27 protein-coding genes are annotated in these 24,833 nt (G+C 64.5%); 9 read left to right on the top strand and 18 right to left on the bottom strand.

Features of this window, described 5'->3' with window-relative positions:
* The first annotated feature begins 145 nt into the window (after positions 1-145).
* From ycaC to CCOS191_RS00615, 3 genes are all read left to right on the top strand, one after another.
* Entirely contained in the window at positions 146-775 is a 630-nt protein-coding gene (gene ycaC / locus CCOS191_RS00605) for an isochorismate family cysteine hydrolase YcaC (RefSeq protein ID WP_046853656.1), read from the top strand.
* A 118-nt stretch (positions 776-893) separates the two neighbouring features.
* Positions 894-1,460 carry an antibiotic biosynthesis monooxygenase gene (locus CCOS191_RS00610; RefSeq protein ID WP_082120339.1) on the top strand — a complete coding sequence of 189 codons (567 nt, stop codon included), beginning with the start codon at positions 894-896 and terminating at the stop codon, positions 1,458-1,460.
* Positions 1,461-1,524: 64 nt separating this feature from the next.
* Positions 1,525-3,495, top strand: coding sequence for an amidohydrolase (locus CCOS191_RS00615; protein WP_046853658.1), 1,971 nt, complete (start codon positions 1,525-1,527; stop codon positions 3,493-3,495).
* A 69-nt stretch (positions 3,496-3,564) separates the two neighbouring features.
* On the opposite strand, the gene CCOS191_RS00620 is transcribed toward CCOS191_RS00615, so the two are convergent.
* Both CCOS191_RS00620 and CCOS191_RS00625 read right to left on the bottom strand, forming a co-directional pair.
* Positions 3,565-4,476, bottom strand: a complete 912-nt coding sequence (locus CCOS191_RS00620; protein ID WP_046853659.1) for a LysR substrate-binding domain-containing protein — start codon at positions 4,474-4,476, stop codon at positions 3,565-3,567.
* A 387-nt stretch (positions 4,477-4,863) separates the two neighbouring features.
* Positions 4,864-5,148: a DUF6124 family protein gene (locus tag CCOS191_RS00625; RefSeq protein WP_046853660.1), complete on the bottom strand. Its 285-nt coding sequence runs from the start codon at positions 5,146-5,148 to the stop codon at positions 4,864-4,866.
* 502 nt (positions 5,149-5,650) lie between these two features.
* Between CCOS191_RS00625 and CCOS191_RS00630 the strand changes: the two genes are divergently transcribed.
* Positions 5,651-5,929, top strand: a complete 279-nt coding sequence (locus CCOS191_RS00630; RefSeq protein WP_046853661.1) for a type II toxin-antitoxin system RelE/ParE family toxin — start codon at positions 5,651-5,653, stop codon at positions 5,927-5,929.
* Positions 5,930-5,941: 12 nt separating this feature from the next.
* Complete coding sequence (locus tag CCOS191_RS00635) at positions 5,942-6,226, top strand: HigA family addiction module antitoxin (RefSeq protein WP_046853662.1); 285 nt, start codon at positions 5,942-5,944, stop codon at positions 6,224-6,226.
* A 3-nt stretch (positions 6,227-6,229) separates the two neighbouring features.
* Here CCOS191_RS00635 and CCOS191_RS00640 read toward each other — a convergent pair whose 3' ends face one another.
* The 4 genes from CCOS191_RS00640 to CCOS191_RS00655 all read right to left on the bottom strand — a co-directional run bounded on the left by CCOS191_RS00640 (position 6,230) and on the right by CCOS191_RS00655 (position 11,178).
* On the bottom strand, positions 6,230-8,017 hold the full coding sequence (locus CCOS191_RS00640; RefSeq protein WP_046853663.1) for a monovalent cation:proton antiporter-2 (CPA2) family protein: 1,788 nt from the start codon (positions 8,015-8,017) through the stop codon (positions 6,230-6,232).
* 195 nt (positions 8,018-8,212) lie between these two features.
* The gene (locus CCOS191_RS00645) at positions 8,213-9,229 is read right to left on the bottom strand and encodes an alpha/beta hydrolase (protein ID WP_046853664.1); all 1,017 of its coding nucleotides are present in this window, start codon (positions 9,227-9,229) and stop codon (positions 8,213-8,215) included.
* Positions 9,230-9,260: 31 nt separating this feature from the next.
* The gene (locus CCOS191_RS00650) at positions 9,261-9,512 is read right to left on the bottom strand and encodes a DUF2790 domain-containing protein (RefSeq protein ID WP_046853665.1); all 252 of its coding nucleotides are present in this window, start codon (positions 9,510-9,512) and stop codon (positions 9,261-9,263) included.
* 178 nt (positions 9,513-9,690) lie between these two features.
* Positions 9,691-11,178, bottom strand: a complete 1,488-nt coding sequence (locus CCOS191_RS00655) for a YifB family Mg chelatase-like AAA ATPase (RefSeq protein WP_046853666.1) — start codon at positions 11,176-11,178, stop codon at positions 9,691-9,693.
* A 199-nt stretch (positions 11,179-11,377) separates the two neighbouring features.
* On the opposite strand from CCOS191_RS00655, the gene CCOS191_RS00660 reads away from it, so the two are divergent.
* On the top strand, positions 11,378-11,644 hold the full coding sequence (locus CCOS191_RS00660; RefSeq protein WP_046853667.1) for a type II toxin-antitoxin system RelB/DinJ family antitoxin: 267 nt from the start codon (positions 11,378-11,380) through the stop codon (positions 11,642-11,644).
* Positions 11,645-11,653: 9 nt separating this feature from the next.
* Here the strand turns inward: CCOS191_RS00660 and CCOS191_RS00665 are convergent, their stop codons facing one another.
* The 6 genes from CCOS191_RS00665 to CCOS191_RS00690 all read right to left on the bottom strand — a co-directional run bounded on the left by CCOS191_RS00665 (position 11,654) and on the right by CCOS191_RS00690 (position 17,066).
* The gene (locus CCOS191_RS00665) at positions 11,654-11,926 is read right to left on the bottom strand and encodes a type II toxin-antitoxin system RelE/ParE family toxin (RefSeq protein WP_046853668.1); all 273 of its coding nucleotides are present in this window, start codon (positions 11,924-11,926) and stop codon (positions 11,654-11,656) included.
* A gap of 144 nt (positions 11,927-12,070) precedes the next feature.
* A complete protein-coding gene (locus CCOS191_RS00670; RefSeq protein ID WP_046853669.1) occupies positions 12,071-12,451 on the bottom strand; it encodes a DUF2493 domain-containing protein in 381 nt (126 codons plus the stop codon).
* A gap of 10 nt (positions 12,452-12,461) precedes the next feature.
* The gene (gene mgtA, locus CCOS191_RS00675) at positions 12,462-15,173 is read right to left on the bottom strand and encodes a magnesium-translocating P-type ATPase (RefSeq protein WP_046853670.1); all 2,712 of its coding nucleotides are present in this window, start codon (positions 15,171-15,173) and stop codon (positions 12,462-12,464) included.
* Between the two features lie 802 nt (positions 15,174-15,975).
* Complete coding sequence (locus tag CCOS191_RS00680) at positions 15,976-16,404, bottom strand: TOBE domain-containing protein (RefSeq protein ID WP_031316465.1); 429 nt, start codon at positions 16,402-16,404, stop codon at positions 15,976-15,978.
* A 41-nt stretch (positions 16,405-16,445) separates the two neighbouring features.
* Positions 16,446-16,799, bottom strand: a complete 354-nt coding sequence (locus CCOS191_RS00685; protein ID WP_046853671.1) for a gamma-glutamylcyclotransferase family protein — start codon at positions 16,797-16,799, stop codon at positions 16,446-16,448.
* A 3-nt stretch (positions 16,800-16,802) separates the two neighbouring features.
* On the bottom strand, positions 16,803-17,066 hold the full coding sequence (locus CCOS191_RS00690; protein WP_046853672.1) for an accessory factor UbiK family protein: 264 nt from the start codon (positions 17,064-17,066) through the stop codon (positions 16,803-16,805).
* A 406-nt stretch (positions 17,067-17,472) separates the two neighbouring features.
* On the opposite strand from CCOS191_RS00690, the gene glnK reads away from it, so the two are divergent.
* The 3 genes from glnK (at position 17,473) to sutA (ending at position 19,953) form a co-directional block, all read left to right on the top strand.
* Entirely contained in the window at positions 17,473-17,811 is a 339-nt protein-coding gene (gene glnK, locus CCOS191_RS00695) for a P-II family nitrogen regulator (protein WP_002555808.1), read from the top strand.
* A gap of 47 nt (positions 17,812-17,858) precedes the next feature.
* Entirely contained in the window at positions 17,859-19,193 is a 1,335-nt protein-coding gene (locus CCOS191_RS00700; protein WP_046853673.1) for an ammonium transporter, read from the top strand.
* Positions 19,194-19,623: 430 nt separating this feature from the next.
* Entirely contained in the window at positions 19,624-19,953 is a 330-nt protein-coding gene (sutA, locus tag CCOS191_RS00705) for a transcriptional regulator SutA (RefSeq protein ID WP_023632536.1), read from the top strand.
* Positions 19,954-20,014: 61 nt separating this feature from the next.
* Here the strand turns inward: sutA and CCOS191_RS00710 are convergent, their stop codons facing one another.
* The 6 genes from CCOS191_RS00710 to lptM are packed head-to-tail and all read right to left on the bottom strand — an operon-like array spanning position 20,015 to position 24,628.
* Positions 20,015-20,710, bottom strand: coding sequence for an HAD family hydrolase (locus CCOS191_RS00710; RefSeq protein WP_046853674.1), 696 nt, complete (start codon positions 20,708-20,710; stop codon positions 20,015-20,017).
* Complete coding sequence (gene xerC, locus CCOS191_RS00715; protein ID WP_046853675.1) at positions 20,707-21,606, bottom strand: tyrosine recombinase XerC; 900 nt, start codon at positions 21,604-21,606, stop codon at positions 20,707-20,709. Before xerC ends, CCOS191_RS00710 begins: the two co-directional genes overlap by 4 nt.
* Complete coding sequence (locus tag CCOS191_RS00720; RefSeq protein ID WP_046853676.1) at positions 21,606-22,316, bottom strand: DUF484 family protein; 711 nt, start codon at positions 22,314-22,316, stop codon at positions 21,606-21,608. Before CCOS191_RS00720 ends, xerC begins: the two co-directional genes overlap by 1 nt.
* Before the next feature lie 13 nt (positions 22,317-22,329).
* Positions 22,330-23,160 (bottom strand): diaminopimelate epimerase, encoded by an 831-nt coding sequence (gene dapF, locus CCOS191_RS00725; RefSeq protein ID WP_023632258.1) that lies wholly within the window; start codon positions 23,158-23,160, stop codon positions 22,330-22,332.
* Positions 23,161-23,164: 4 nt separating this feature from the next.
* A complete protein-coding gene (gene lysA, locus CCOS191_RS00730; RefSeq protein ID WP_046853677.1) occupies positions 23,165-24,412 on the bottom strand; it encodes a diaminopimelate decarboxylase in 1,248 nt (415 codons plus the stop codon).
* Between the two features lie 9 nt (positions 24,413-24,421).
* Positions 24,422-24,628 (bottom strand): LPS translocon maturation chaperone LptM, encoded by a 207-nt coding sequence (lptM, locus tag CCOS191_RS26760; protein WP_052752569.1) that lies wholly within the window; start codon positions 24,626-24,628, stop codon positions 24,422-24,424.
* Positions 24,629-24,833 lie beyond the last annotated feature (205 nt).

The following is a 24,833-nucleotide window of genomic DNA, read 5'->3' on the forward strand; positions in this document are numbered from 1 at the left end:
CAGCCAATGCCGCTTAATCGTTCATAAAACAGAACGCTAAAGCCAAATTTCACTATCTACCGCCGCAAAGGTCCTGGTTTTAATCTTCTCCCATCAACGCGAAACACCCAACCCACTGAAGATCGAAACCCAAGGAGCACCGGCCATGAACAACTTCAAATACAACCGCCTGAACAAAGACGACGCCGCCGTACTGCTGGTCGACCACCAGGCCGGCCTGCTGTCCCTGGTCCGCGACATCGAGCCGGACCGTTTCAAGAACAACGTGCTGGCCCTGGCCGACCTGGCCAAGTACTTCAACCTGCCGACCATCCTCACCACCAGCTTCGAGCAAGGCCCCAACGGCCCGCTGGTGCCGGAGCTCAAGGAACTGTTCCCGGATGCCCCTTATATCGCCCGCCCCGGCCAGATCAACGCCTGGGACAACGAAGACTTCGTCAAGGCAGTGAAGGCCACCGGCAAGAAGCAACTGATCATCGCCGGCGTGGTGACTGAAGTATGCGTGGCCTTCCCGGCCCTGGCGGCCCTTGAAGAAGAGTTCGATGTGTTCGTGGTCACCGACGCCTCCGGCACCTTCAACGAAATGACCCGCGACGCTGCCCACGACCGCATGAGCCAGGCCGGTGCCCAGCTGATGACCTGGTTCGGCGTGGCCTGTGAGCTGCACCGCGACTGGCGCAACGATGTCGAAGGGCTGGCGGCGCTGTTCTCCAACCATATCCCTGATTACCGCAACCTGATCACCAGCTACAACGCCCTGACCGCTGGCAAGTAAGCCGTCGACAGCCTGGCACCCTCGAGGTGCCAGGCAAGGCAGCACACTCATCCAATCCAGCGCTCGTCTGCCGTTGCACAGTGGTTACAGGCCAGCTCACCTCCAGGAAATGTCAGCGATGAACACCGCAACCGAAGGCAACCGCAGCGTCGTTACGCTTGTGATCCAGCACAAGGTCCGTGCCCAGGCGCTGGCGCACTACGAAACCTGGCTCAAGCGCGCCGTGACCACCGCTCGCCAACAGCCCGGTCATCTGGACGTCAATGTCATCCGCCCGGACGACGGCGGCCGCCACTTCACCACCGTGGTGCGCTTCGCCGACGCCGGCCTGCTGCAGGCCTGGGTCAACTCTGCCGAGCGCCAGGCGTTGATCAGTGAAGTGCTGCCATTGTTGGAAGACGGCGACCAGACCCAGGTGCACGATGACCCGGAGTTCTGGTTCACCCCGCCCAGCGTCGGCGCCGCGCAACCGCCGCGCTGGAAGCAGGCCTTGCTGACCTACCTGGTGATCTGCCCGATGACCCTGGTCATTCCGCAATTACTGGCGCCGCTGTTTGCCCGCTATCCGCTGTTGGGTGGCCAGATCACCGGCAACTTGATCACCAACCTGTTCGTCATCCTGCCCGTGGTGTTCTACATCATGCCCTGGGTGACCCGCCGCTGTGCCGGCTGGCTACGCCGCTGAGCGCCCACCGTGATCCATTGCTAGCCTTCAACAGCCTGCCGAAACCACCCGGACGGAGAGCGCCATGAGCCAGGACCCTACCGACCAGAGCCGCCGCAAGTTCCTCGCCACCAGCACCGTGCTCGGTGCCGCTGGCGCCTTGTGGAGCGCATTGCCGTTCACCGATTCCGCCCATGCCGCCCTTTCAGGAGATCCCATGTCCGCCGACCTCATCTTGTTCAATGGCAAGCTGCACACCGTTGACCGCGAGAAGCCCACCGCCAGTGCCGTTGCCATCAAGGACGGCAAGTTCCTCGCCGTGGGCAGCGATGCCGAAGCCATGGCCCACAAGGGCGCCGCTACTCAGATCATCGACCTCAAACAGCGCACGGTCATCCCGGGCCTCAATGACTCGCACCTGCACCTGATCCGTGGCGGCCTGAACTACAACCTCGAATTGCGCTGGGAAGGCGTACCTTCGCTGGCCGACGCCTTGCGCATGCTCAAGGACCAGGCCGAGCGCACGCCGAGCCCGCAGTGGGTGCGCGTGGTCGGCGGCTGGAACGAATTCCAGTTCGCCGAAAAGCGCATGCCCACCTTGCAAGAGATCAACCAGGCCGCGCCGGACACCCCGGTATTCCTGCTGCACTTGTACGATCGCGCCTTGCTCAACCGCGCCGCGCTCAAGGCCGTGGGCTACACCAAGGACACGCCGAATCCGCCGGGTGGCGAGATCCAGCGTGACAAGTTCGGCAACCCCACCGGCATGCTCATCGCCCGGCCCAATGCCACGATCCTCTACGCCACCCTGGCCAAGGGACCGAAGCTGCCGCTGGAGTACCAGGTCAACTCCACCCGCCAGTTCATGCGCGAGCTCAACCGCCTCGGCCTGACCAGTGCCATCGATGCCGGCGGCGGCTACCAGAACTACCCGGACGACTACCAGGTGATCCAGGAACTGGCCGACAACGACCAGCTGACCGTGCGCATTGCCTACAACCTGTTCACCCAGAAGCCCAAGGAAGAGCTCACCGACTTCAAGAACTGGACGCAGAAGGTCAAACCGGGCGACGGCAACGACTTCTTCCGCCACAACGGTGCCGGCGAGATGCTGGTGTTCTCCGCCGCTGACTTCGAGGACTTCCTCGAACCGCGTCCGGACCTGCCGCAGACCATGGAGCAGGAGCTGGAGCCGGTGGTACGCCACCTGGTCGAGCAGCGCTGGCCGTTCCGCCTGCACGCCACCTACGACGAGTCGATCTCGCGCATGCTCGACGTGTTCGAGAAGGTCAACCGCGACATTCCGTTCAATGGCCTGCCATGGTTCTTCGACCATGCCGAGACCATCACCCCGCAGAACATCGAGCGGGTGCGGGCGCTGGGCGGCGGTATCGCCATCCAGGACCGTATGGCCTTCCAGGGTGAATACTTCGTCGATCGCTACGGCGCCAAGGCCGCCGAGCACACCCCGCCGATCAAGCGCATGCTCGACATGGGCGTGCCGGTGGGGGCTGGTACCGACGCGACCCGGGTGTCCAGCTACAACCCGTGGACGTCGCTGTACTGGATGGTCAGCGGCAAGACCGTTGGTGGCCTGGAGCTGTACCCGGAGGGTTTGAGCCGCGAGACCGCGCTGCAACTGTTCACCCACGGCAGCGCCTGGTTTTCCAGCGAGCAGGGCAAGAAGGGGCAGATCAAGGTCGGTCAGCTGGCGGACTTGGCGGCGCTGTCGCTGGACTTCTTCAGCGTCGATGAAGAGGCGATCAAGGGCATCGAGTCGGTGCTGACCGTTGTCGACGGCAAGGTGGTGTACGGCGCCGCCGAGTTCGACAAGCTGGGCCCGGCGCAGGTGCCGGTGTTGCCCGAGTGGTCGCCGGTGGCCAAGGTGCCGGGGCACTGGCGCGCTGGTGCGCCGATGGCGGCGGCGCTGCACCAGTGCGTCGGGCCGTGCGGGGTGCATGCCCACAGCCATGAGAAGGCGCGGCACTCCAGTGTGCCGGTGAGCGATTACCAGGGCTTCTGGGGCGCATTGGGCTGTTCCTGCTTCGCGTTCTGAGGGTGGCCCGCTCCTGCGCAGGTCGTGGGAGCGGCGCTTCGGCGTCCCGACTTGCCCCGCGATGGGCCGTTACGCCATGTCGCTGAAGGCGAATTCCTCCGCCAGATGATCGATCAACGACCGCACCGACGGCAGCAGCCCGCGCCGCGACGGGAAGATCGCATGCACGATGCCGCATCGCGGATGCCAGTTCGGCAGCATCTCCACCAGACGTCCCGCCGCCAGGTCCTCGCGCACCGCCACCCTGGGCAGGTGCGCGATCCCCACGCCCGCCACCACGAAGTGTCGCAAGGCAAACAGATCATCGGTGACCATTCGCGGCGTGTGCGGGATCACCAGGCTGCGGCTCATGTCCTCGCTCTGGAACAGCTCCCACTGGTACTCACGCTGGGCGCTGCCCCAATGGACGCTGGGCAGCTCACTGAGCTGCTGCGGGTCGAAGCCTTCGGCAAGCTGTTCGAGAAACGACGGATGCCCGACCAGGCACTGAGTGCTGTTGCTCAGCACCTTCATCACCATGTCGGTGTTCTCCAGCGGCGGGAAGCGCACCCGCAGTGCTACGTCAAAGCCCTCGTGCAGCAGGTCGACGCGGCGGTTGGTGCTCTCGATGAACAGCTCTACCTGCGGGTACTTGAGCATGTAGCGGGTGAGCATCGGCCCGACCCAGGAGTTGAGCAGGGTGGTCGGACAGCTGATGCGCACCAGCCCACGCGGCTCGCTGCGGTTGCGCTCGATGATCTCGGCGGCGCCCTCTGCCTCGACGCGCATGGCCAGGCAGCGGTTGTAGTAGGCCTGGCCGATCTCGGTCAGCGAGCAATGCCGGCTGGTGCGGTGCAGCAGGCGCACGCCGAGGCGCTCCTCGAGGTCGGCAATGCGCCGGCTGAGTTTGGACTTGGGCATGTCCAGCGCCCGCCCGGCCGGGGCAAAGCCACCGTGCTCGACCACCTGGGTGAAGTAGTAGAGGGAGTTGAGGTCTTCCAAAAGCGGTCTCCGCGACGGGGCAGGGGTGGTTCGCAGTGTACCGGGTGGTGGGGCTGGAGGGCAGGGCGACAGCTTTGTGGCGCCTATGAGATCGAGCGCCGCCCGCGCGGCGCATCGCGGATGAATCCGCTCCTACATTGGTTGCAACGTACCGAACCTGTCACGCCATGGTTGTCCGCCTTGGCGCATGTCTTGAAATGAGTGGGAAGGCAGCAATGCCCACCGAAAAATCGCGTCGAGTGCACAAGGCTTACAACCATGGCCTATCAGGCATGGCCACGTTGCAACGAATGTAGGAGCGGATTCATCCGCGATGCGCCGCGCGGGCGGCGCTCGATCTGATAGGCGCTGCAACTACAACGTTGAACACCTTGAAAGCGCTGCCCGTTAGCAAGACTCGATACCCTCCAGCATCGCCTCGGTCAGGCCCTCGGCCATCTCGATCCCATGCAGGCTGGCCCACAGCAGGCTCCTGCCGGTTTCATCCGTATGCTCCAGCGCCTTGTAGCCGACGTTGTAGGCACTGCGCAGGTACTCGGCGACATGCACCAGGGCGTCGTGGGCGTTGATATTGGGGTTGACCGCGAACAGCGGTGGGTGGCCGGCGTCGCATTTGCCGAAGGCGTGGTGGCGGGTATCGGGAAGGGGTGGGTCGGGGACGATTTTTTTCATTGCAGATTCCTTCTTCAGGTTTGACTGCAACCGTCCGTTTCCACGCAGAGGGCGGCAGTTGTACACGGGGTGGAAATCCGGAAAGAAGGTCACCCGGTAGGCCAGAGGCCTCCCGCATACAACTGCCATTACGGCACCTTCTCAGGACTACCGGGTTTCCACGCCCGATCGCTGAACCGACAGCGACCCGGTCAGCCTAGAGGGCATGATTTCCCCGGACAATCAGAAGGGTATCGACAGACCTTGTAGGGTATTTCTTGGGCTGTAGGCTGACCAGTGGGAAAGGTCCGCATAGCTCGTAGGAAGTGGATGGGGTTGTTTTAACTTGAGGTTGCCAGCCACTCGCAGCTGCTCAGGAACGATCTGACAAGAGATCCAGAGAGCGGGGGCTCTCATCGAGTTGGCCTGAGTGATCAAACTGTGTCCTTCCCATTCCACAGGAGCACATCATGACTCAAGCAGCCTTGATAGGTGTAAGGTATAGCCTTACACTTCTTCAACCATGATTCGGAGTTTCAGGCACAAAGGCCTGAAGTCACTTCACCTGCGGGGTGATACCTCGGGTGTCCGATTTGATCACGTAGCACGTCTGCGGCGTTTACTTGCATCACTGGATGTCGCGCAAAGCCCTTCGGACCTGGACCGTCCAGGCAACCGTCTTCATCTTTTGCGTGGGCAGTTGAACACCTTCTGGGCCGTGAATGTTTCGGGCAACTGGCGTTTGGTGTTCCGTTTTATCGGTACTGATGTCGAACTGGTCGATTACCTGGACTATCACTAAGGGGCTGAAACCATGCCTATGCACAACCCTCCCCACCCCGGCGAAGCCCTGCGCGAAGACGTCCTGCCCGCCATTGGCATGAACGTCTCCTCCCTGGCCCGCCACCTGGGCTACTCACGTGGTCAGTTATCCACAGTGCTCAACGGTCACGCAGCCATTTCAGCCGACCTGGCCTATCGCCTCGAACTGGCCGGGCTTGGCAGTGCCCGTCAGTACCTGGCCGAACAGGCGGCCTACGACCTGTGGCAGGCCGCGCACCGCGAGCATCCACCTATCGAGCGGCTGGCGTTCGCCTGAGCCTCAATCCTCATCCGACGCAAACAACCGCTCCAGCTCCACCCGCGCTTCCTTGGCCGTCTGCATCACCTTGGCCCGGTCGTCGCGTACCTGCCCTTGGGCCTCCAGCACCTGTTCGTCATGCTCGGTGAAGCGGGCGATGCGGTCTGTCGCCTGGGCTTCGGTGAGCCCCAGCCCGACCAGCGCGCGGCGGCTCATCTCCAGGCTGGAATAGAACGTCTCGCGGATCGGGTCGGCACCCACGTCCATCAGCTTGTGCACATGCTGACGGTTACGTGCCCGGGCGATCACCTTCAGGTGCGGGTACAGGCGCTTGGCCCGCTCCGCGGTGTGAATGGCCACCTCGGGGTCGTCGATGGTGATGATGAAATACTCGGCCTCGCCGACCTTGGCCGCGTGCAGCACTTCGGGGCGCAGTGGGTCGCCATAGAACACCGGCACCTGTTCGAACATGCGGGTCATCTCGATGGCGTCCACCGAGGTTTCCAGGGCTATGAACGGGATCTTCTGCGCCCGCAGGATGCGCGCGACGATCTGGCCCATGCGGCCCATGCCGGCGATCACCACGCGCGGGGTGCCAGCGTCGATGGCCTTGTACTGCTCGGGTACCTCGCGGGCGGGCTGCGGGCGCTTGAGGGCGCGGGAGCAGCCGAGCATCAGCAGCGGCGTTAGCGCCATCGACAGGGTGATGGTCATCAGCAGCAGGTCGTAGGTCTGGGTGTCGAACAGGCCCTGGTCCTTGCCCAGCTTGAACACCACGAAGGCGAACTCGCCGCCGGCAGCCAGCACCATTCCCAGGCGCAGGGCGCTGGCGCTGTTCAGGGCACCGGCCAGGCGGCCGACGCCGATCAGCAACGCAAGCTTCACGCCGATCAACAGCAGGGTCAGGCCCAGCAGCACCAGCGGCATTTCCAGCAGCAGGCGCAGGTTGGCGCCCATGCCGACGCTGATGAAGAACAGGCCCAGCAGCAGGCCCTTGAACGGTTCGATCTGCGATTCCAGCTCATGGCGGTATTCGGAGTCAGCCAGCAGCAGGCCGGCGAGGAAGGCGCCCAGGGCCATGGACACGCCGGCCTCCTCCATCAACCAGGCGGTGCCGATCACCACCAGCAGCGCGGTGGCGGTGGACACTTCCGGCAAACCGGTACGGGCGACGATACGGAACAACGGGCGCAGCAGGTAGCGGCCGCCGACGATGACGATGGCGATGCTGGCGAACACCTTCAGGCCATGTTCGAGGCTGTCGCCATGGCTGGTATCCGGGCCGCTGGCGGCCAGCAGCGGTACCAGGGCGATCAACGGGATGGCGGCGATGTCCTGAAACAGCAGGATGGCGAAGGCCAGCCGACCGTGGGGCGCATTGAGCTGCTTGCTTTCGGCCAGGCTCTGCAGGCCCAGCGCGGTGGACGACAGGGCCAGACCAAGGCCGAGCACGATGGCCGCGGGCAGCGTCTGGCTGAAACCGAACAGGGCGATGGCGCCCAGTACCGCGCCGGTCAGGACCACCTGGGCGGTGCCGACGCCGAACACCGATTTGCGCATCAGCCACAAGCGTCGTGGGGAAAGCTCCAGGCCGATGATGAACAGCAGCAGGACGACGCCCAGTTCGGAGATGTGCGCAACGCTCTCGGTATCGCGGATCAGCCCCAGGGCCTGCGGGCCGATGGCCACGCCGGCCAGCAGGTAGCCGAGCACGGCGCCCAGTTGCAGGCGCTTGGCCAGTGGCACGGCGACCACGGCGGCGAGGAGGAAGATGACGGCGGTTTGTAGAAGGCTGCCTTCGTGTGGCATTGCTCGGACTCCTTGAACTGCGTGCGGCAGCGTTTGATGCAACAGCTTATGCCATCGATGAAAGAGGCGGGCATTTTCGGGTGGGGAGCGAAACAGGACAATCCTGGGGTTACAGGAAGCAGCGTTCTGAAAGTAGGACCTTTGCTGGAGCAATCGCGGGGCAAGTCGGCCCGACTTGCCCCGCGATCAACTGGCTTACTGCAGATGAGCTTTCAGCGCCTGTGCCGCCTGGTCCATGGCACTGCGCACATTTGGCACGGTGCTCAGCACATTCAGCAGCCCGTAGTCATGGATCATGCCGTTGTAGCGCACGGCGGTCACCGGTACCCCGGCGGCGTCAAGCTTGCGGGCGTAAGCCTCGCCTTCGTCACGCAGCACGTCCATCTCGGCGGTCTGTACCAGGGCTGGCGGCAGGCCTTGCAACTGCTCGAGGCTGGCGCGCAGCGGCGAGGCGTGGATGTCGTCGCGCTGGCGCGGCTCGGTGGTGTAGCTGTTCCAGAACCACTGCATCATGTTGCGGGTCAGGAAGTGGCCTTCGGCGAACTGGTTGTAGGACGCATTGTTGAAGTTGGCGTCGGTCACCGGCCACAGCAGGGCCTGGAAGCGCAGCTTCGGTGTGCCGGCCTCCTTGGCCTTCAGTGCCACCACCGCGGCCATGTTGCCGCCGACGCTGTTGCCGGCTACCGCCAGGCGGCTACCGTCAACACCGATCTCCTTGCCGTGCTCGGCGACCCAGCGGGTGGCGGCGTAGGCCTGGTTGATCGCGGTGGGGAACTTCGCTTCCGGTGACGGCGTGTAGTCGACGTAGACCGCCGCAGCGCCGGAGCCCACCACCAGGTCACGGATCAGGCGTTCGTGGGTGGGGTAGTCGCCCAGTACCCAGCCGCCGCCGTGGAAGAACATGAACACTGGCAGCTCGCCCTTGGATCCTTCGGGCCGCACCACGCGGATCTCCAGCGGCTGGCCGTCGGCCTGTATGGTCCGGCGTTCGACGCGGATTCCCGACACATCGACCTTCACCCCGGCCTGGGCACCGCTCAGCACCGCACGGGCATCCTTGGGCGCGAGCGTCTCCAGCGGCTTGCCGCCACCGGCGGCCAGGGCGTCGAGGAAGCCTTGGGTGGTGTGCTCGACGCCGGGGCTGCCGACGGCGAAGGCGCTGTTCACGGCAAGGGCCAGCAGGCCGGCGGTCAGGGTGTGGGACAGTTTCATGTTCTAGCTCCTTTGGCGGGCGAGCCGCGGCTCAGTTCTGGTTGGCGAGGACGGTGGGTTGCACGTAGCTCACGGCGCGCAGCTGGCCGCTGCTGTCGCGGTAGGTCAGGGTGGCGGTGCTGGTCTGGCCTTGGGTGCTGACGGGGGCATCGACGCTGACGACCTTGGCGATGTCCAGGTCCATGCCATAGCGGTACGGGGTGGCTTCGCTGGCGAAGCTGGTGACGCTGGTGCCGAGGGCCAGGGTGGTGACAGTGACGGCGAAGGCTTTGCGAAGGATCATGATCGTTCTCCGGGTTCTGCTGAGTGGGGTTGGCGACTGCTTGCTGCTTGAGATGAATAATGCGCGCAAATATTTAGCGCACAAAATATATTTCCGCTATGACGCTGATTGAGTGGGGCTGTCGAAGGGGCTCAGCCTTGATGCAGCGGGTGATTGCGCGGAAAGCCGCCGTAAAAGATCAGGCGCTGGGCCGATACTGCAGCGCCTCCGCCAGGTGCGACCTGGCGATGGCTTGCGCGCCCTCCAGGTCCGCCAGGGTGCGGGCCACCTTCAGCAGTCGGTGCGCTGCCCGCAACGACAGCGTCAGCCGTTCGCAGGCCTGCTCCAGCCAGACCTGGTCGACCGGCTCCAGCGGGCAATGCCGGCGCAGCCCCTTGAGGTCGAGAAAGGCATTGGCGCAGCCCTGCCGGCGCTGCTGCAGCTCCCGTGCCTCGGCCACCCGCTGGCCAACACTGGCGCTGGTCTCGCCGCTGGGCTGGTGAGTCAGCACGGTACTTTCCCGGGCCACCGTCAGGTGCAGGTCGATGCGGTCGAGCAGGGGGCCGGACAACTTGTTGCGGTAGCGCTGGATCTGCTCGCTGCTGCACCGGCAACGGCCGGTGGGGTCGCCCAGGTAGCCGCAGGGGCAGGGGTTCATGGCCGCCACCAGTTGAAAGCGCGCCGGGAAGCGCACCCGGTCCTTGGCCCGGGCCACCACGATCTCGCCGGACTCCAGCGGCTCGCGCAGCACCTCCAGCACGCGCCGTTCAAATTCGGGCAGCTCATCGAGGAACAGCACGCCATGGTGCGCCAGGGTGATCTCGCCGGGTTGCGGTCGGCTGCCACCCCCCACCAGCGCTGGACCGGAGGCCGAGTGGTGGGGGTGGCGGAACGGCCGCTGTGGCCAGCAATCGAGCGGGGCATGGCCGCTGACCGAGCGGATCGCCGCCACCTCAAGCGCCTCGCGCTCGTCCAGCGGCGGTAGCAGCCCGGGCAGGCGGCTGGCGAGCAGGGTCTTGCCGGTGCCCGGCGGGCCGGAGAACAGCAGATTGTGCGCGCCGGCTGCGGCGACCAGCAGCGCCCGCTTGGCAGCGATCTGGCCCTGCACTTCGCTGAGGTCCGGGTAGGGGCGTTGCTCCAGCAATAGGCCATTCGCGGTATAGGGTGACAATGCCGGTTGCGCATTCAGGTGGGCCACCAGTTCCCGCAGATGCCCCACCGCGTACACCACCAGGCCGCTTGCCAGGCTCGCCTCTTCGGCGTTTTCCCTGGGCACCACCAGCGCCCGACCCGCGTCTCGCGCCGCCAGTGCCGCAGGTAATACGCCCTGTACCGGACGCAACGTACCCGACAGCGCCAGTTCGCCCAGGCATTCGATGCCGTCGAGGGCGGCAACCGGTACCTGGCCATTAGCGGCCAGGATGCCCAGGGCGATGGCCAGGTCGTAGCGGCCACCGTCCTTGGGCAGGTCGGCCGGGGCGAGGCTCTGGGTGATGCGCCGGGCCGGGTAGTCCAGCCCGGAGTTGACGATGGCGCTGCGTACCCGGTCCTTGCTCTCCTTGACCGTGGTCTCCGGTAGACCGACCAGGGTGAGCGTGGGCAGGCCGTTGGCCAGATGGGTTTCGACGCTGACGGCGGGTGCTTGCACCCCCACCTGGGCGCGGCTGTGGACGAGGGCGAGGGACATTAGGGCTCCGTGTTTGCAGGTGATTGGCCGCCTCCTGCGGCCCGGCAAAGCTTAGTGGTCCTCCTGTGCAGGTGGACGAGAAGAGTGCGTCGAGGTTTTTCCGGGTGAGCCCGATTTTCTGACGGCTGTATCTGGACGGGGCCACATTGAGGTCTAGAATGTGGTCACAACGTAGCTACAAAGTGTTTGAGGTGGATCCATGGCCCATACCGAAGTCGTTCGCACACGCATCGATAGTGAATTGAAGACCAACGCGACAAGAATCCTGGAGGAAATGGGCATCACCGTTTCCCAAGCCATCCGCATGATGCTGGTCCAGGTTGTACAGACCAAGGCGTTGCCTTTCGAAGTGAAGGCCTTGACGTTGAATGAGCGAGCCCGCCAGGTAATGGAAGTCCAGGACCGTGAGCGTACCGTGCAGGTGCATGACAACGCTGAGGCGTTGTTCAAGGAATTGGGTATCTGAACCAAGGGTCTATTCGAACAGGTAGCTGTGCGGGCCGGTCTGTTCCAAGGTGATGGTTCCGGCCTCGATGTCGCATCGGTAGATCAGCCACCAGTCATGACTGAGGAGGCAGCACCAGCGACCGGGCGCTCCCACCAGTTGGCCATCGCAGTGCCTGGATGGCAGCGGGAGCTGCTTTTCCAGGCGTCGCACGACATCCTTGAAGGCGGCAAGGTCTGTTCCTCTGTTCAGTTGCCACCGAAAGTCGGCGCGAAATTGCTCGGTGGTCTGGATCTTGAACACTGGGGCCTCCCGCCGGTTTGCGACGGGAGTATTGGCAGGGGCTGGTACTCCGGGTTCGCTTGAAAGCCGCAGCCTGCGGCCAGCCAGAGCTTAGTGGTGTTCCCTGCCTGTTGGCCGCAAAGAGTGCGTCGAATTTTGTCCGGCCTAGCCCCCGGGACTGTGGGCGCCCGCCGTCCGTGGCTGCCTGCCGCAGATCACCGGAATCCCCGAACCCCGCGCCCGGGCCAGCAGCTCCTCGGTATCGTCGCCGCCCGGCAGCGCCAGCACCAGGTCGGGCCGGCTGTCGCGCAGCATGAAGACGTTGCGCAGGCGCTCGGCCAGCTTGCCGTGCAACTGCCAGTTGGGCGGATAGCGCACGATGTCGGCGCCCTGTTCGCGGGCCCAGCCTTCGATTTCGCCGCCCAGGTGCTGGCTGCCGCCGTGGATCAGCACCCGGATCGGTTGCTGGCGCTGGAGGGCGTCCAGCGCCTGGCGGCAGCGTTGGTTGTCGGCGTAGTTGCGCCCCGCGCAGATCAGTACGCGCATGTCCACCCCCTCAGAACCACTGGCCGAAGCGGCGGATGTACAGGGTCTTCATGCCCTGGGCCACCAGGCAGTAGCCGAGCAGGGTAGCGGCCAGCCATGGGAAGTACTCCCACGGCAGCGGCACCAGCCCGACCATCGCCCCCAGTGGCGAGAACGGGATGTAGATGCCCAGGCACATCACCAGGCCGGTGGCCAGGATCACCGGCAGCGCCGCGGTGCTCTGGAAGAACGGCACCTTGCGGGTGCGCAGCATGTGCACCACTAGGGTCTGCGACAGCAACCCCTCGATGAACCAGCCGGACTGGAACAGCGCCTGCATTTCCACGCTGTTGGCGGCGAACACGTACCACATCAGGGCAAAGGTGGTGATGTCGAAGATCGACGAGGTCGGGCCGATCCACAGCATGAAGCGACCGATGTTGCGCGCATCCCACTTGCGTGGCTCGCGCAGGAATTCCTTGTCCATGCGATCCCACGGCAGCGACAGCTGGGAGAAGTCGTACATCAGGTTCTGCAACAGCAGGTGGATCGCCAGCATCGGCATGAACGGGATGAACGCGCTGGCCACCAGCACCGAGAACACGTTGCCGAAGTTGGAGCTGGCGGTCATGCACAGGTACTTCATGATGTTGCCGAAGGTTTCGCGGCCCTTGAGCACGCCTTCCTCCAGCACCATCAGGCTCTTTTCCAGGAGGATGATGTCGGCCGATTCCTTGGCGATGTCGGTGCCGCTGTCCACCGAGATGCCCACGTCGGCATCGCGCAACGCCGGGGCGTCGTTGATGCCGTCACCGAGGAAGCCCACGGTGTGGCCATTGGCTTGCAGCGCCTTGAGCACCCGCGACTTTTGCAGCGGAGTGAGCTTGGCGAACACCGTGCGTTCTTCGACCAGGGCCTTGAGCTGGGTGTCGTCCAGGCGCTCGATGTCTTGGCCGAGCAGCGGCTGGCCGGGCTCCAGGCCCACTTCGCGGCAGACCTTGCAGGTGACCACCGGGTTGTCGCCGGTCAGCACCTTCACCTTCACGCCCATCTCGCGCAGGGCGGCGATGGCCGGGCCTGCGGTTTCCTTGGGCGGGTCGAGGAAGGTCAGGAAGCCACGAATCACCAGCTCGCGCTCGTCATCGGTGTGGTACTGGGGTTTGCCGTCAACGGCCGGAATATCACGGGTGCCAACCAGCAGCACGCGGAAACCTTCCTGGTTGTAGGTGCTGGCGGTGGCCAGCAGTTGCTGGCGTCGCCCTGCATCCAGAGTGACACGCTGGCCGCCTTCTTCCACATGGGTGGCGATGGCCAGCATTTCCTCGACGGCGCCCTTGCTCACCAACAGGTGATCGCCCAGGGCATCCTTGACGATCACCGACAGGCGCCGACGGATGAAGTCGAAGGGCAGTTCGTCGACCTTGGCGTAGGCATAGGGCGGCTGGAAGCCCTGGTCTTCGCCGGCAAAGCGCAGCACGGCCTGGTCCATCAGGTTTTTCACGCCGCTCTGGTGGTGGCTGTTGAGCCAGGCCAGCTCCAGCAGGCGCGAGTCCTTGTGGCCGCTGGGGTCGACGTGGTGTTCGAGGATGATGCGGTCCTGGGTCAGGGTACCGGTCTTGTCAGTGCACAGGACATCCATCGAACCGAAGTTCTGGATGGCGTTAAGGCGCTTGACCACCACCTTGCGCCGGGCCATGGCCACGGCACCTTTGGCCAGGTTGGCGCTGACGATCATCGGCAGCATCTCCGGGGTAAGGCCCACGGCAACGGCCAGGGCGAACAGGAAGGCATCGCTCCAGTCGCCCTTGACCACGCCGTTGAGCATGAACACCACCGGTACCATCACCAGCATGAAGCGGATCAACAGGCGGCTGACGCTGTTCACGCCACGGTCGAAGGCGGTCTGGCTGCGCGAGCCGACGATGGCCTTGGCCAGCGAACCGAAGTAGGTGCGCTTGCCGGTGGCCACCACCACGGCGCGAGCGCGGCCGCTGACCACGTTGGTGCCCATGAAGCCGATGTTGGGCAGGTCGAGCAGGCCGCTTTCATCGCTGGCGCTGCCTCCGGCGGACTTCTGCGCGACGTGGCCGAGGGTGTCGTACTTCTCCACCGGCAGCGCCTCGCCGGTCAGTACCGCCTGGCTGATGAACAGGTCGCGGGACTCGATCAGGCGGATATCGGCGGGGATCATGTCGCCGGCCGCCAGTTGTACGATGTCGCCGGCCACCAGTTCGTTCATCGGCACTTCGCGCAGGCGCGCCGGCTGGTCGTGGCGCTCGCGGCGCAGCACGCTGGCGGTGGTGCGGACCATGGCCTTGAGGGCGTCGGCGGCCTTGCCCGAGCGATACTCCTGCCAGAAGCGCAGCAAGCTGCTGAGGCTGACCATGGTCATGATGATGATGACCTTGGTCAGGTCCGCTTCTTCCAGGTCGCCTGCGCGTACCGGCAGCCAGTAGTCGGTGACGAAGCTGATGCCGGCGAGGGTGAGCAGCACGTAGATGAAGGGGTTGTGCAAGGCCTTGAGCAATTGCACCAGGGCCGGTTGCGGCTTGTCATGGGCGACTTGGTTGGCGCCGTCGCGCTGCAGGCGCTTGGCGGCTTCGTGCTCGGTCAGGCCCAGTTCGCTGGCATCGAGGTTGGCCAGGGTCACGGCCAGGCCGTTGCGTGCCTCGCGGGCGGCGCGCATGGACAGGCGGGTGTCTTCGCCGGCTTTGCTGCGGGTGTTGCGGTCTTTTACGGTCATTTGGCTGTGCTCCTGCCGCAGGAGGCGGCACGACACACAGTCGACTCACGGTGGGGAAGGTGAGTGAACGTGTCCCGTGTCGCAATGATTCAAACAATGAAAAACGTGGTTTTTCCGACGTTTACGTGTTCGCTGGCGAATGCCGGAAATAAGATCGGCAGCGAACTTTCTACTGGCTGATTCCATGGTTGGTTAATTCAATTTGTTAAGTAGCGGGCAATAGAAATCCAACGAACTTGAATTACTTAAAGTTCGGAAGTTTCTAAAGATTTAAATGGCGTCAGTTCAGCGAACGGACAGCATCGCGCGCGTCACTGCAGGCAGCAACGGGCGCGCTATCGACTGGGCGGTTTCAGGGATGAAGACAAGCCCCAGCCGCGGACAGGACGGTACGGGGCCTTGTGCGCAAAGGCGCGCAGGCGAGGGGTAGCGATATCAAGGTTCATGAGCTTGCCTCCGACCGGGCGGGCACCCGGGGCGGCAAGCTACGGCGGAGCATCAGGCTCTGGCGCGGCTTGCCCGACCTAGGGGCGGGCCCGGAGTTCCGGTTCAAGTGCCTGGCGGCCAACGGCTGCCAGACAGCGACTAGATACTGTGTCCATTGAATTCTTCGTGAGTTGAAATAAAGGCCCGCTTTTCGGGGCGGGTGAACTTTATGCAAAGCATAGCGGGGAAGTCAACCGGGAAGACGTAACTTAAACAAGTTTCATCTGCTGGGAGGGGAATTAATCCAGTGTGCCGCGCGATTAGCATCGCGGGGCAATCCCGCTTCTACCTGAACAAGGTAGAAGCGGGCATTCGATCAAGGCTTGGCACCCAGGATGATGTGCGAGGCCTTGATCAGCGCGGTGGCCTTCACACCCGGCTTCAGGCCAAGTTCCTGCACCGCTTCACGGGTGACGATGGCATACACCTCGGTGCCGCCGGACAGCTTCAGCACCACCTCGGCATTCACCGCGCCGTCGCCGACCCGCAGCACTTCGCCTTCGAGGCTGTTGCGCGCCGACAGCCTGTAGCCAGCGGCATCGGTCATCAGCACCACCCACGGTGCCTTGACCAGTGCCACGGCCTGCTTGCCGACGTTGATGTTGAGGTTGTGCAGGCTGGCCATGGTGACCACCGCCACCAGTTTCTCGCCGCCGCCGAGGGTCAGCTCGACCTCGGCATTCACCGCGCCAGGCTGGACGGCGCTGACGGTACCTTCGAAAACATTGCGTGCACTGACTTTCATGGGGAAGCACTCCGTGTGATCAATCACGACGCCCGAGGCATTCAGGCGCGTACGTAAACCCAGGCTGTCAGCCCCGAGGCGAGGCTGACGGCGATACGCTTGTAGTCCGACACTTCGTAGCGATCGGCGGCGGCCAGCTCTTGTTCGCTGATCTGGAAGACCATGCCAGCGACGCTGTCTTCGGCCCGCTCGCTGGGGGAGACGATGGGGTGATGGCTCTTGCCGCTGGTGGCCAGCACTTCAGGGTCGGTAATCTGCACCCAATCCTGGCGATAGCCCGGCATGCGGTCGGCCTGGCCGGCCAGTTCACGGCCGAAGTTGGCCAGTTGTACCGCCTTGTCCTGCAAGGTGCCGTAGGAGAACAGCAATACCGGGTAATCGCTGGACGGTTGCATGGTTTATTCCTGAGCGGGTGGGGCGATCCGTGCTTCCAGCTCGGCGAATTGCTGCTCGAGGGCTTTGAGACGGGCGCGGGTGCGGGCCAGCACCACCATCTGGCTGTCGAACTCCTCGCGGCTGACCAGGTCGAGCTTGCTGAAGGCACCCTGCATCAGCACCTTGAACTGGCTTTCCAGTTCGGCGCGGGGCGCGGCGGTGTCGCCGCTGAACAGGCGCGAGGCCTGGTCGCTCAGGGCATCGAGGAAGGCTTTGGGCGCGAGCATGTCTGGTATCCGCTGATCACTGAAAGGGCAGCAGTGTAGCACGGGGCTTTTGCCCGCTTGCCCTGCACGCTTTTCGCGCAGGGCGGCCAAAAGTCGCGCACCGATTTTGTGCACTTTTTCGCTGCTGGCAACTGGCCAATCCCTACCGATTCACGCAACTCCCTGTTTTCCCGATCGTTGTTTGAACTGGCAAGGTTTCTGCAAAGACCCAAGTGAGCCATGCACTGATGCAGTCCCTTGTGACCAGGCAGTGCGCAGGCGGAGCCGCAAGGTCCTTCGTCACAGGCGGATCGTGTGTCGGCGGGGAGAATGGAGCCGACGACGCGTTACAAAGCCAGGCGCTGCGCTTAGACTTGAGACGGGTTTGTTTTCCTGGGGCAAGTCCATCAAATCGGGAGAGAGTTTCATGAAGCTAGTCACTGCCATCATCAAGCCGTTCAAGCTGGACGACGTGCGCGAGTCGCTGTCGGAAATCGGCGTGCAGGGCATCACCGTGACCGAAGTCAAAGGCTTCGGCCGGCAGAAGGGTCACACCGAGCTGTATCGCGGCGCTGAATACGTGGTCGATTTCCTGCCCAAGGTGAAGATCGATGTCGCCATCGACGACAAGGACCTCGATCGGGTGATCGAAGCCATCACCAAGGCAGCCAACACCGGCAAGATCGGCGACGGCAAGATCTTCGTGGTCAATCTGGAGCAGGCGATCCGCATCCGTACCGGCGAAACCGATACCGACGCGATCTAAGCGCCAAGCAAAGCCTCACCAAACCCAACGCCCCAGGAGAAAACAACATGACTCTGCGCAAGATCGCAGGGCTAGGAGCCCTATTGTCCCTCGTAATGCCAGGGCTGGCCCTGGCCGAGGAAACTGCCGCCCCCGTGCTGAACTCCGGCGACACCGCCTGGATGCTCACCGCGACGGCACTGGTCCTGTTCATGACCATCCCGGGCCTGGCCCTGTTCTACGGCGGCATGGTGCGCTCGAAGAACGTGCTGTCGGTGATGATGCAGTGCTTCGCCATCACCGGCCTGATCAGCATCCTCTGGGTCATCTACGGCTACAGCCTGGCTTTCGATACCGCCGGTATGGAAAAGGGCGTGCTCAACTTCAATTCCTTCATCGGTGGCTTCTCCAAGGCCTTCCTCAGCGGCGTCACGCCGTCGGGGCTGACCTCGGCCACCGCGCTGTTCCCCGAGGCAGTGTTCATCACCTTCCAAATGACCTTCGCCATCATCACCCCGGCGCTGATCGTCGGTGCCTTCGCCGAACGCATGAAGTTCTCGGCGATGCTGATCTTCATGGGCGTGTGGTTCACCCTGGTCTATGCGCCGATCGCGCACATGGTCTGGAGCGGTGACGGTGCGCTGATGTGGGACTGGGGCGTGCTGGACTTCGCCGGCGGCACCGTGGTGCACATCAACGCCGGTATCGCCGGCCTGGTCTGCTGCCTGGTGCTGGGCAAGCGCAAGGGCTACCCGACCACGCCGATGGCCCCGCACAACCTGGGCTACACCCTGATGGGCGCGGCCATGCTGTGGATCGGCTGGTTCGGCTTCAACGCAGGTTCCGCCGCCGCGGCCAACGGCACTGCCGGCATGGCCATGCTGGTGACCCAGATCGCCACCGCCGCCGCCGCCCTGGGCTGGATGTTCGCCGAGTGGATCTTCCACGGCAAGCCAAGTGCACTGGGCATCGCCTCGGGCGTGGTCGCCGGTCTGGTCGCCATCACCCCTGCCGCGGGTACCGTCGGCCCGATGGGCGCCCTGGTGATCGGCCTGGTGTCTGGCGTGGTCTGCTACTTCTGCGCCACCAGCCTCAAGCGCAAGCTGGGCTATGACGACTCCCTCGACGCCTTCGGCGTGCACGGTATCGGCGGGATCATCGGCGCGCTGCTCACCGGTGTGTTCGCGGCGCCTGCCCTGGGCGGCTTCGGTGCGGTAACCGACATCGCCGCACAGTTCTGGATCCAGGCCAAGGGTGTGATCTTCACCGTGGTCTACACCGCCATCGTCACCTACGTGATCCTCAAGGTCCTGGACCTGGTGATGGGTCTGCGGGTCAGCGAAGAAGAAGAGTCGGTCGGCCTCGACCTGGCTCAGCACAACGAGCGCGGCTATAACCTGTAACCGCCATGCTGGAAAACTTGCCCGGTTCGCCGGGCATTTTTTTGCCTGTAGTTTGCCGATTCGCGCCGGGCAAACGGTTTCTCTGTCCTGATCGCGACGTAGGTAGAAAACTTACAAGTCATTGGGCGTTTCTGGTGCTTTGCTTTTTCTGCGAGCGCGCTAGAATGCGCGCCGAAGGGGCCGGACGAGTAGTCCACACACTTCGCTACCCTTTGCTAGGCTTGCCAATAGCCTGTGGCCAGCAAGGGTTCAAAGGATTTTGTCAGGCCTTGCCAGGAGCAAGGCCTGCAGGGTGCCAGGCCCCCCATGAGGGGGTGGACACCCAGGGCAGTGGCCAATCCACGGCCAGTTGAATTTTCACTGGTGGCTGCCGGTCTACGGCTGCACCGGTCTATAACTAACCTGCTTTTCGCAAGTCATGAGGTAGAACATGAGCGACGACGATCTGGAAAATGATGACCTCGAAGTAGGCGACGAAGACGAGGCTGATGACGGCCTGGAAGCTGCGGCCGACGATGGCGCGGAAGATGCCGGCGATGACGACAGCAGCCCGGCACCCGCTGCCAAGGGCAAGTCCAAGGCGGCTGTCTCGGTAGACGAGATGCCGAGCATGGAAGCCAAGCAGAAGGAGCGCGACGCGCTGGCCAAGGCGATGGAAGAGTTCCTTTCGCGCGGTGGCAAGGTGCAGGAAGTGGAGGCCAACGTGGTCGCCGATCCGCCCAAGAAGCCGGACAACAAGTACGGCAGCCGCCCTATCTGAGTGGCTGAACGCAAAGAAGCCCGCCGTCGCTGCGGGCTTTTTTGTGGGCGCCGACTGTCAGTCAGCGCCAGCGCGCGAGCACGTCTGGCAACTGCGACAAACGCTGGATCTCCGCATCCGGCGCCTGTTCGCCGCTCCAGGGCTTGTGCTGCGGATTGAACCACACCGCCCGCAGCCCGGCGCGCTGGGCGCCGGCGATGTCGTCGCCCGGATGGTCGCCGACGTGCACCGCCGCCCCTGCGTCCACCTCGCCGCGCTTCAGCGCTTCGAGGAACGGTGCAGGGTCCGGCTTGCCTATCCCTAGGTCTTCTGCACACAGGGCGAAGCGGAAGTAGTCCGCCAGGCCGAGCCTGCGCACGTCGGCATTGCCGTTGGTGACCACGCCGAGGGTGTAGTGATGGCGCAGGATCTCCAGCACCGGCTGCACCTCGGGGAACACCTCGACCTGGTGCCGCGCATGCAGGAACACCTCGAAACCTTCGTTGGCCAGTTCCTGGGCGTGTTTCTCGCTGTAGCCGACCTCTTCCAGGGCATGGAACAGCACCCTCCGGCGCAGGGCGCTGATACGGTGCTTGAGGCCCGGCTCGGCCTGTACCAGGCGCTCGCGGATGGCGAACAGGTGCTCGACCGGCACGCCACCAAGAATCGGCGCGTTGGCTTCGAGCCAGTCGCGCAGGACGACTTCGGCGCTGGCGATGACCGGTGCGGTATCCCAGAGGGTGTCGTCCAGGTCGAAGGTGATCAGCTTGATGCTCATGAGTCCGTGTCCTTGCTGCGTTTGGCCCGGGGGTGGGCGCTGTCGTACACCGTGGCCAGATGCTGGAAGTCCAGGTGGGTGTAGATCTGCGTAGTGCTGATGTCGGCGTGGCCGAGCATCTCCTGCACCGCGCGCAGGTCCTGTGACGATTCCAGCAGGTGGCTGGCGAAGGAATGGCGAAGCATGTGCGGGTGCAGGTGCTGGCCGAGCTCGCGCTCGCCGGCGGCCTTGACGCGCAGCTGGATGGCCCGGGGGCCGAGGCGCTTGCCCTGGCGGCTGAGGAACACCGCAGAGTCCCGCGGGCCGGCGATGCCGCGCAGCTTGAGCCACGCCTGCATCGCCTCGCGAGCCTTGCGGCCGACCGGCAATACGCGGCTCTTGCCGCCCTTGCCTTGCACCTGCACCAGCCCGGCGGTCAGGTCCAGGTGTTCGAGGTCGAGCCCGGTCAGCTCCGACAGGCGCAGGCCGGACGAGTAGAACAGTTCGAGGATCGCCTGGTCACGGCGTGCGATGAATTCGTCGTCGACACCGCCATCGAGCAACTGCAGGGCGCGGTCGGTGTCCAGCACCTTGGGCAGGCGCCGCTCACCCTTGGGTGGCGCCAGGCCATTGGCCGGGTCGTGCTGGCAATGGCCTTCGCGGTTGAGGTAGCGGTACAGCCCGCGCACCGCCGAGAGCAGGCGCGCCAGGCTGCGCGAGGACTGGCCGTGATGGTGCTGGCGGGCAACGAGCTGACGCAGTTGCTGGACCTGCAGGGCCGCCCAGCCGGTGATGCCCTGGGCGTTGCAGAACTCGATGACCTTCTCGAGGTCACGGCGGTAGGCCAGCAGGGTGTGCTCGGACACCTGGCGCTCATTGCGCAGGTGTGCGCAATAAGCCTCCAGCTGGCGTTCCATCAGCGCACCGAGCGCAGTGTCTGGGTGAAGCGCGGCACCACACGGCCGAGCACTTCGGCGATGTAGCTGAGGAATAGGGTGCCGACGCTGCTTTTGTAGTGCTGCGGGTCGCGGCTGCCGATTGCCAGCACGCCATGCAGGCCCTGGTACTCCAGGGTGGCCACGGCGCTGGAGCCGACTTCCTTGTGCTGATCGTTGCCGAACAGGAACGCCAGCTCGTGCTCGCGCAGACTACCGCTGATGGTCTTGCCGCCGCCGATCAGGCCGCCGATGGCTTGCTGCGCCTCGGCCCCGGAAACCCAGCGCCCCACGGGCGCCGCGTTTTCGCCGAACAGGATCAGGCTGACGAAGGGCACCTGGAACTCCTGGCGCAGGCTGTCTTCGACCGCCATCACCACCTCTTCCAGGGTGCTGGCGTCGAGCAGGTCGAGGATCAGCCGGCGGGTCTTGTCGAACAGCCGGTCGTTGTCGCGGGCCACGTCCATCAGTTGCGACAGGCGATGGCGCATCTCGATGTTGCGGTCGCGCAGCAGCTTGAGCTGGCGCTCCACCAGCGACACGCTGTCGCCGCGCTGGTGAGGAATGCGCTGTTCGACCAGCAGTTCGTCATGCTCGGCGAAGAAGGTCGGGTGGGCGCGCAGGTAGGCGACCACCGCTTCGGCATCGAGCTCACTGGCCTGCGGGGATGCAACGTTAGGCTGATCGGTCATGGCGGATACTCGCTTAGAGACGAACTTGTCCTTCGAACACACGAACGGCGGGGCCGGTCATCAGCACCGGTTTGCCGGGGCCGGCCCACTCGATGCTCAAGCGCCCGCCTGGCAGGTCGATGGTCACCGGTGAGTCCATCCAGCCTTGGCTGATCGCCGCCACGGCGGCGGCGCAGGCGCCTGTGCCGCAGGCCTGGGTCTCGCCCGCGCCACGCTCCCACACGCGCAGGTTGGCACGGTGGCGGTCGACTACCTGGATGAAGCCGGCATTGACCCGCTGCGGAAAGCGCGGGTGATGCTCGATCTTCGGGCCCAGCTCATGGACCGGCGCGCTGCGCACATCGTCCACGCGCAGCACCGAATGCGGGTTGCCCATGGAAACCGCGGCGATCTGGTGCACCTGGCCGTCGACTTCGAGTGCATAGCTGGTCGCCTGCTCATCGGCGATGAACGGGACCTCGGCCGGCGTGAAGCGCGGCGGGCCCATGTCGACGCAGATCTGCCCGTCGTTGCGCACATCGAGGACGATGATGCCGCCCTTGGTCTCGACGCGGATGCGCTTCTTCGCGGTCAGGCGCTTGTCCAGGACGAAACGGGCGAAGCAGCGCGCGCCGTTGCCGCACTGTTCGACCTCGGAGCCGTCGGCGTTGAAGATACGGTAGCGGAAGTCGACATCCGGGTTGTTCGGCGCCTCGACGATCAGCAGCTGGTCGAAGCCGATGCCGGTGTTGCGGTCACCCCATTGCTTGGCGTGCTTGGGTTGGATGTGTGCGTGCTGGCTGACCAGGTCGAGGACCATGAAGTCGTTGCCCAGCCCGTGCATCTTGGTAAAACGCAGCAGCATGGGTTCACTCCGGCAGCAGGCTTTCGCCGGCGAACAGTTCGGTGACGGTCTCGCGGCGACGCACTTCGAAGGCCTGGTCGCCATCGACCAGCACTTCGGCGCAGCGGCCACGGGTGTTGTAGTTGGAGCTCATGACGAAACCATAGGCGCCCGCGGAGCGCACGGCCAGCAGGTCGCCCTCGGCCAGGTCCAGCACGCGGTCCTTGCCCAGGAAGTCGCCGGTCTCGCAGATCGGTCCGACCAGGTCGTAGGCCCGGCCTTCGCCTTCGCGGGGCTTGACCGCGCTGACGTCCATCCAGGCCTGGTACAGGGCCGGGCGGATCAGGTCGTTCATCGCCGCGTCGATGATGGCGAAGTCCTTGTGCTCGGTGTGCTTGAGGTACTCCACGCGGGTCAGCAGCACACCGCCGTTGGCGACGATGTAGCGGCCCGGCTCGAACACCAGGGCCAGGTCGCGGCTGCCGACGCGCTCGCGGATGGCCTTGATGTAGTCGGCCAGCTCCGGCGGCTGCTCGTCGCGATAGCGCACGCCGACACCGCCACCCAGGTCGAGGTGACGCAGGTGGATGCCGCACTCGGCCAGGCGGTCGACCAGCACCAGCAGGCGGTCGAGGGCATCGAGGAACGGCTCTACGGTGGTCAGCTGCGAGCCGATATGGCAGTCGACGCCGACCACGTCGAGGTTCGGCAACTGCGCGGCGCGCACGTAGATGGCCTCGGCGTCGGCAATGGCGATGCCGAACTTGTTTTCCTTTAGGCCCGTGGAGATGTACGGGTGGGTACCGGCGTCGACATCCGGGTTCACGCGCAGCGACACCGGCGCGACCTTGCCCATCTCGGCGGCCACCACTTGCAGGCGCCCGAGCTCGTCGGTGGACTCGACGTTGAAGCAGTGCACGCCCACTTCCAGGGCGCGGCGCATGTCTTCACGGGTCTTGCCGACGCCGGAGAACACCACGCGATCGGCGCGCCCGCCAGCGGCCAGCACGCGCTCCAGTTCACCGCCGGAGACGATGTCGAAGCCCGCGCCCAGGCGCGCCAGCAGGTTCAGCACGCCCAGGTTGGAGTTGGCCTTGACCGCGAAGCAGACCAGGTGATCCACCCCGTGCAAGGCATCGGTGTAGCTGCGGTACTGCGCCTCGATATGGGCACGCGAGTACACGTAGGTGGGCGTGCCGAAGCGTTCGGCGATCGCCGACAGGGCCACCCCTTCCGCGAACAGCTCACCGCCGCGGTAGTTGAATGCATCCATGGGATTTCCTTACTGCGCGGGCGACTCTTCAGGCTGCTCTTGCTGCTGCTCCAGCACCGGTTGCGGCTGGACAGGCTTGGCATGCTGGTGCGACTTGCGCGGGCCTTTGCCGTCCTTGCCGTCTTCCGGCAGGTACAGGGGGCCTTTCTGACCGCAGGCCGAAACCAGGCAAGCAACCGCGACCACTGCCGCGAGGGAGGAAATCAGGCGTTTCATGGGTGAAATCCTTGGAAATATGCAGTATTGCGGCCGAGTATACCGAGCGACCACCTGATTGCCTATGCAAGGGGCGCCCCCGCTCGGCGGGCGTAGGCGACCGAAGGACATGCGGCTTTTTCTTACAGCTATTAGCTTGTAGCTTGAAGCTTTCGCCCTTATCGTGCCCGGCTTGCGTGTGTACAGCCATTTTTCGAGGTCCCTG

Origin of the sequence: Pseudomonas sp. CCOS 191, from assembly GCF_001007005.1 — a bacterium.
GTDB lineage: Bacteria > Pseudomonadota > Gammaproteobacteria > Pseudomonadales > Pseudomonadaceae > Aquipseudomonas > Aquipseudomonas soli.

What these genes read in the sequence shown, in the direction of transcription:
- ycaC (WP_046853656.1), top strand. Translation starts at nt 146, where the DNA reads ATGAACAACTTCAAATACAACCGCCTGAACAAAGACGACGCCGCCGTA.
- CCOS191_RS00610 (WP_082120339.1), top strand. Translation starts at nt 894, where the DNA reads ATGAACACCGCAACCGAAGGCAACCGCAGCGTCGTTACGCTTGTGATC.
- CCOS191_RS00615 (WP_046853658.1), top strand. Translation starts at nt 1,525, where the DNA reads ATGAGCCAGGACCCTACCGACCAGAGCCGCCGCAAGTTCCTCGCCACC.
- CCOS191_RS00625 (WP_046853660.1), bottom strand. Translation starts at nt 5,148, where the DNA reads ATGAAAAAAATCGTCCCCGACCCACCCCTTCCCGATACCCGCCACCAC.
- CCOS191_RS00630 (WP_046853661.1), top strand. Translation starts at nt 5,651, where the DNA reads ATGATTCGGAGTTTCAGGCACAAAGGCCTGAAGTCACTTCACCTGCGG.
- CCOS191_RS00635 (WP_046853662.1), top strand. Translation starts at nt 5,942, where the DNA reads ATGCCTATGCACAACCCTCCCCACCCCGGCGAAGCCCTGCGCGAAGAC.
- CCOS191_RS00640 (WP_046853663.1), bottom strand. Translation starts at nt 8,017, where the DNA reads ATGCCACACGAAGGCAGCCTTCTACAAACCGCCGTCATCTTCCTCCTC.
- CCOS191_RS00645 (WP_046853664.1), bottom strand. Translation starts at nt 9,229, where the DNA reads ATGAAACTGTCCCACACCCTGACCGCCGGCCTGCTGGCCCTTGCCGTG.
- CCOS191_RS00650 (WP_046853665.1), bottom strand. Translation starts at nt 9,512, where the DNA reads ATGATCCTTCGCAAAGCCTTCGCCGTCACTGTCACCACCCTGGCCCTC.
- CCOS191_RS00655 (WP_046853666.1), bottom strand. Translation starts at nt 11,178, where the DNA reads ATGTCCCTCGCCCTCGTCCACAGCCGCGCCCAGGTGGGGGTGCAAGCA.
- CCOS191_RS00660 (WP_046853667.1), top strand. Translation starts at nt 11,378, where the DNA reads ATGGCCCATACCGAAGTCGTTCGCACACGCATCGATAGTGAATTGAAG.
- CCOS191_RS00670 (WP_046853669.1), bottom strand. Translation starts at nt 12,451, where the DNA reads ATGCGCGTACTGATCTGCGCGGGGCGCAACTACGCCGACAACCAACGC.
- mgtA (WP_046853670.1), bottom strand. Translation starts at nt 15,173, where the DNA reads ATGACCGTAAAAGACCGCAACACCCGCAGCAAAGCCGGCGAAGACACC.
- CCOS191_RS00680 (WP_031316465.1), bottom strand. Translation starts at nt 16,404, where the DNA reads ATGAAAGTCAGTGCACGCAATGTTTTCGAAGGTACCGTCAGCGCCGTC.
- CCOS191_RS00685 (WP_046853671.1), bottom strand. Translation starts at nt 16,799, where the DNA reads ATGCAACCGTCCAGCGATTACCCGGTATTGCTGTTCTCCTACGGCACC.
- CCOS191_RS00690 (WP_046853672.1), bottom strand. Translation starts at nt 17,066, where the DNA reads ATGCTCGCGCCCAAAGCCTTCCTCGATGCCCTGAGCGACCAGGCCTCG.
- glnK (WP_002555808.1), top strand. Translation starts at nt 17,473, where the DNA reads ATGAAGCTAGTCACTGCCATCATCAAGCCGTTCAAGCTGGACGACGTG.
- CCOS191_RS00700 (WP_046853673.1), top strand. Translation starts at nt 17,859, where the DNA reads ATGACTCTGCGCAAGATCGCAGGGCTAGGAGCCCTATTGTCCCTCGTA.
- sutA (WP_023632536.1), top strand. Translation starts at nt 19,624, where the DNA reads ATGAGCGACGACGATCTGGAAAATGATGACCTCGAAGTAGGCGACGAA.
- CCOS191_RS00710 (WP_046853674.1), bottom strand. Translation starts at nt 20,710, where the DNA reads ATGAGCATCAAGCTGATCACCTTCGACCTGGACGACACCCTCTGGGAT.
- xerC (WP_046853675.1), bottom strand. Translation starts at nt 21,606, where the DNA reads ATGGAACGCCAGCTGGAGGCTTATTGCGCACACCTGCGCAATGAGCGC.
- CCOS191_RS00720 (WP_046853676.1), bottom strand. Translation starts at nt 22,316, where the DNA reads ATGACCGATCAGCCTAACGTTGCATCCCCGCAGGCCAGTGAGCTCGAT.
- dapF (WP_023632258.1), bottom strand. Translation starts at nt 23,160, where the DNA reads ATGCTGCTGCGTTTTACCAAGATGCACGGGCTGGGCAACGACTTCATG.
- lysA (WP_046853677.1), bottom strand. Translation starts at nt 24,412, where the DNA reads ATGGATGCATTCAACTACCGCGGCGGTGAGCTGTTCGCGGAAGGGGTG.
- lptM (WP_052752569.1), bottom strand. Translation starts at nt 24,628, where the DNA reads ATGAAACGCCTGATTTCCTCCCTCGCGGCAGTGGTCGCGGTTGCTTGC.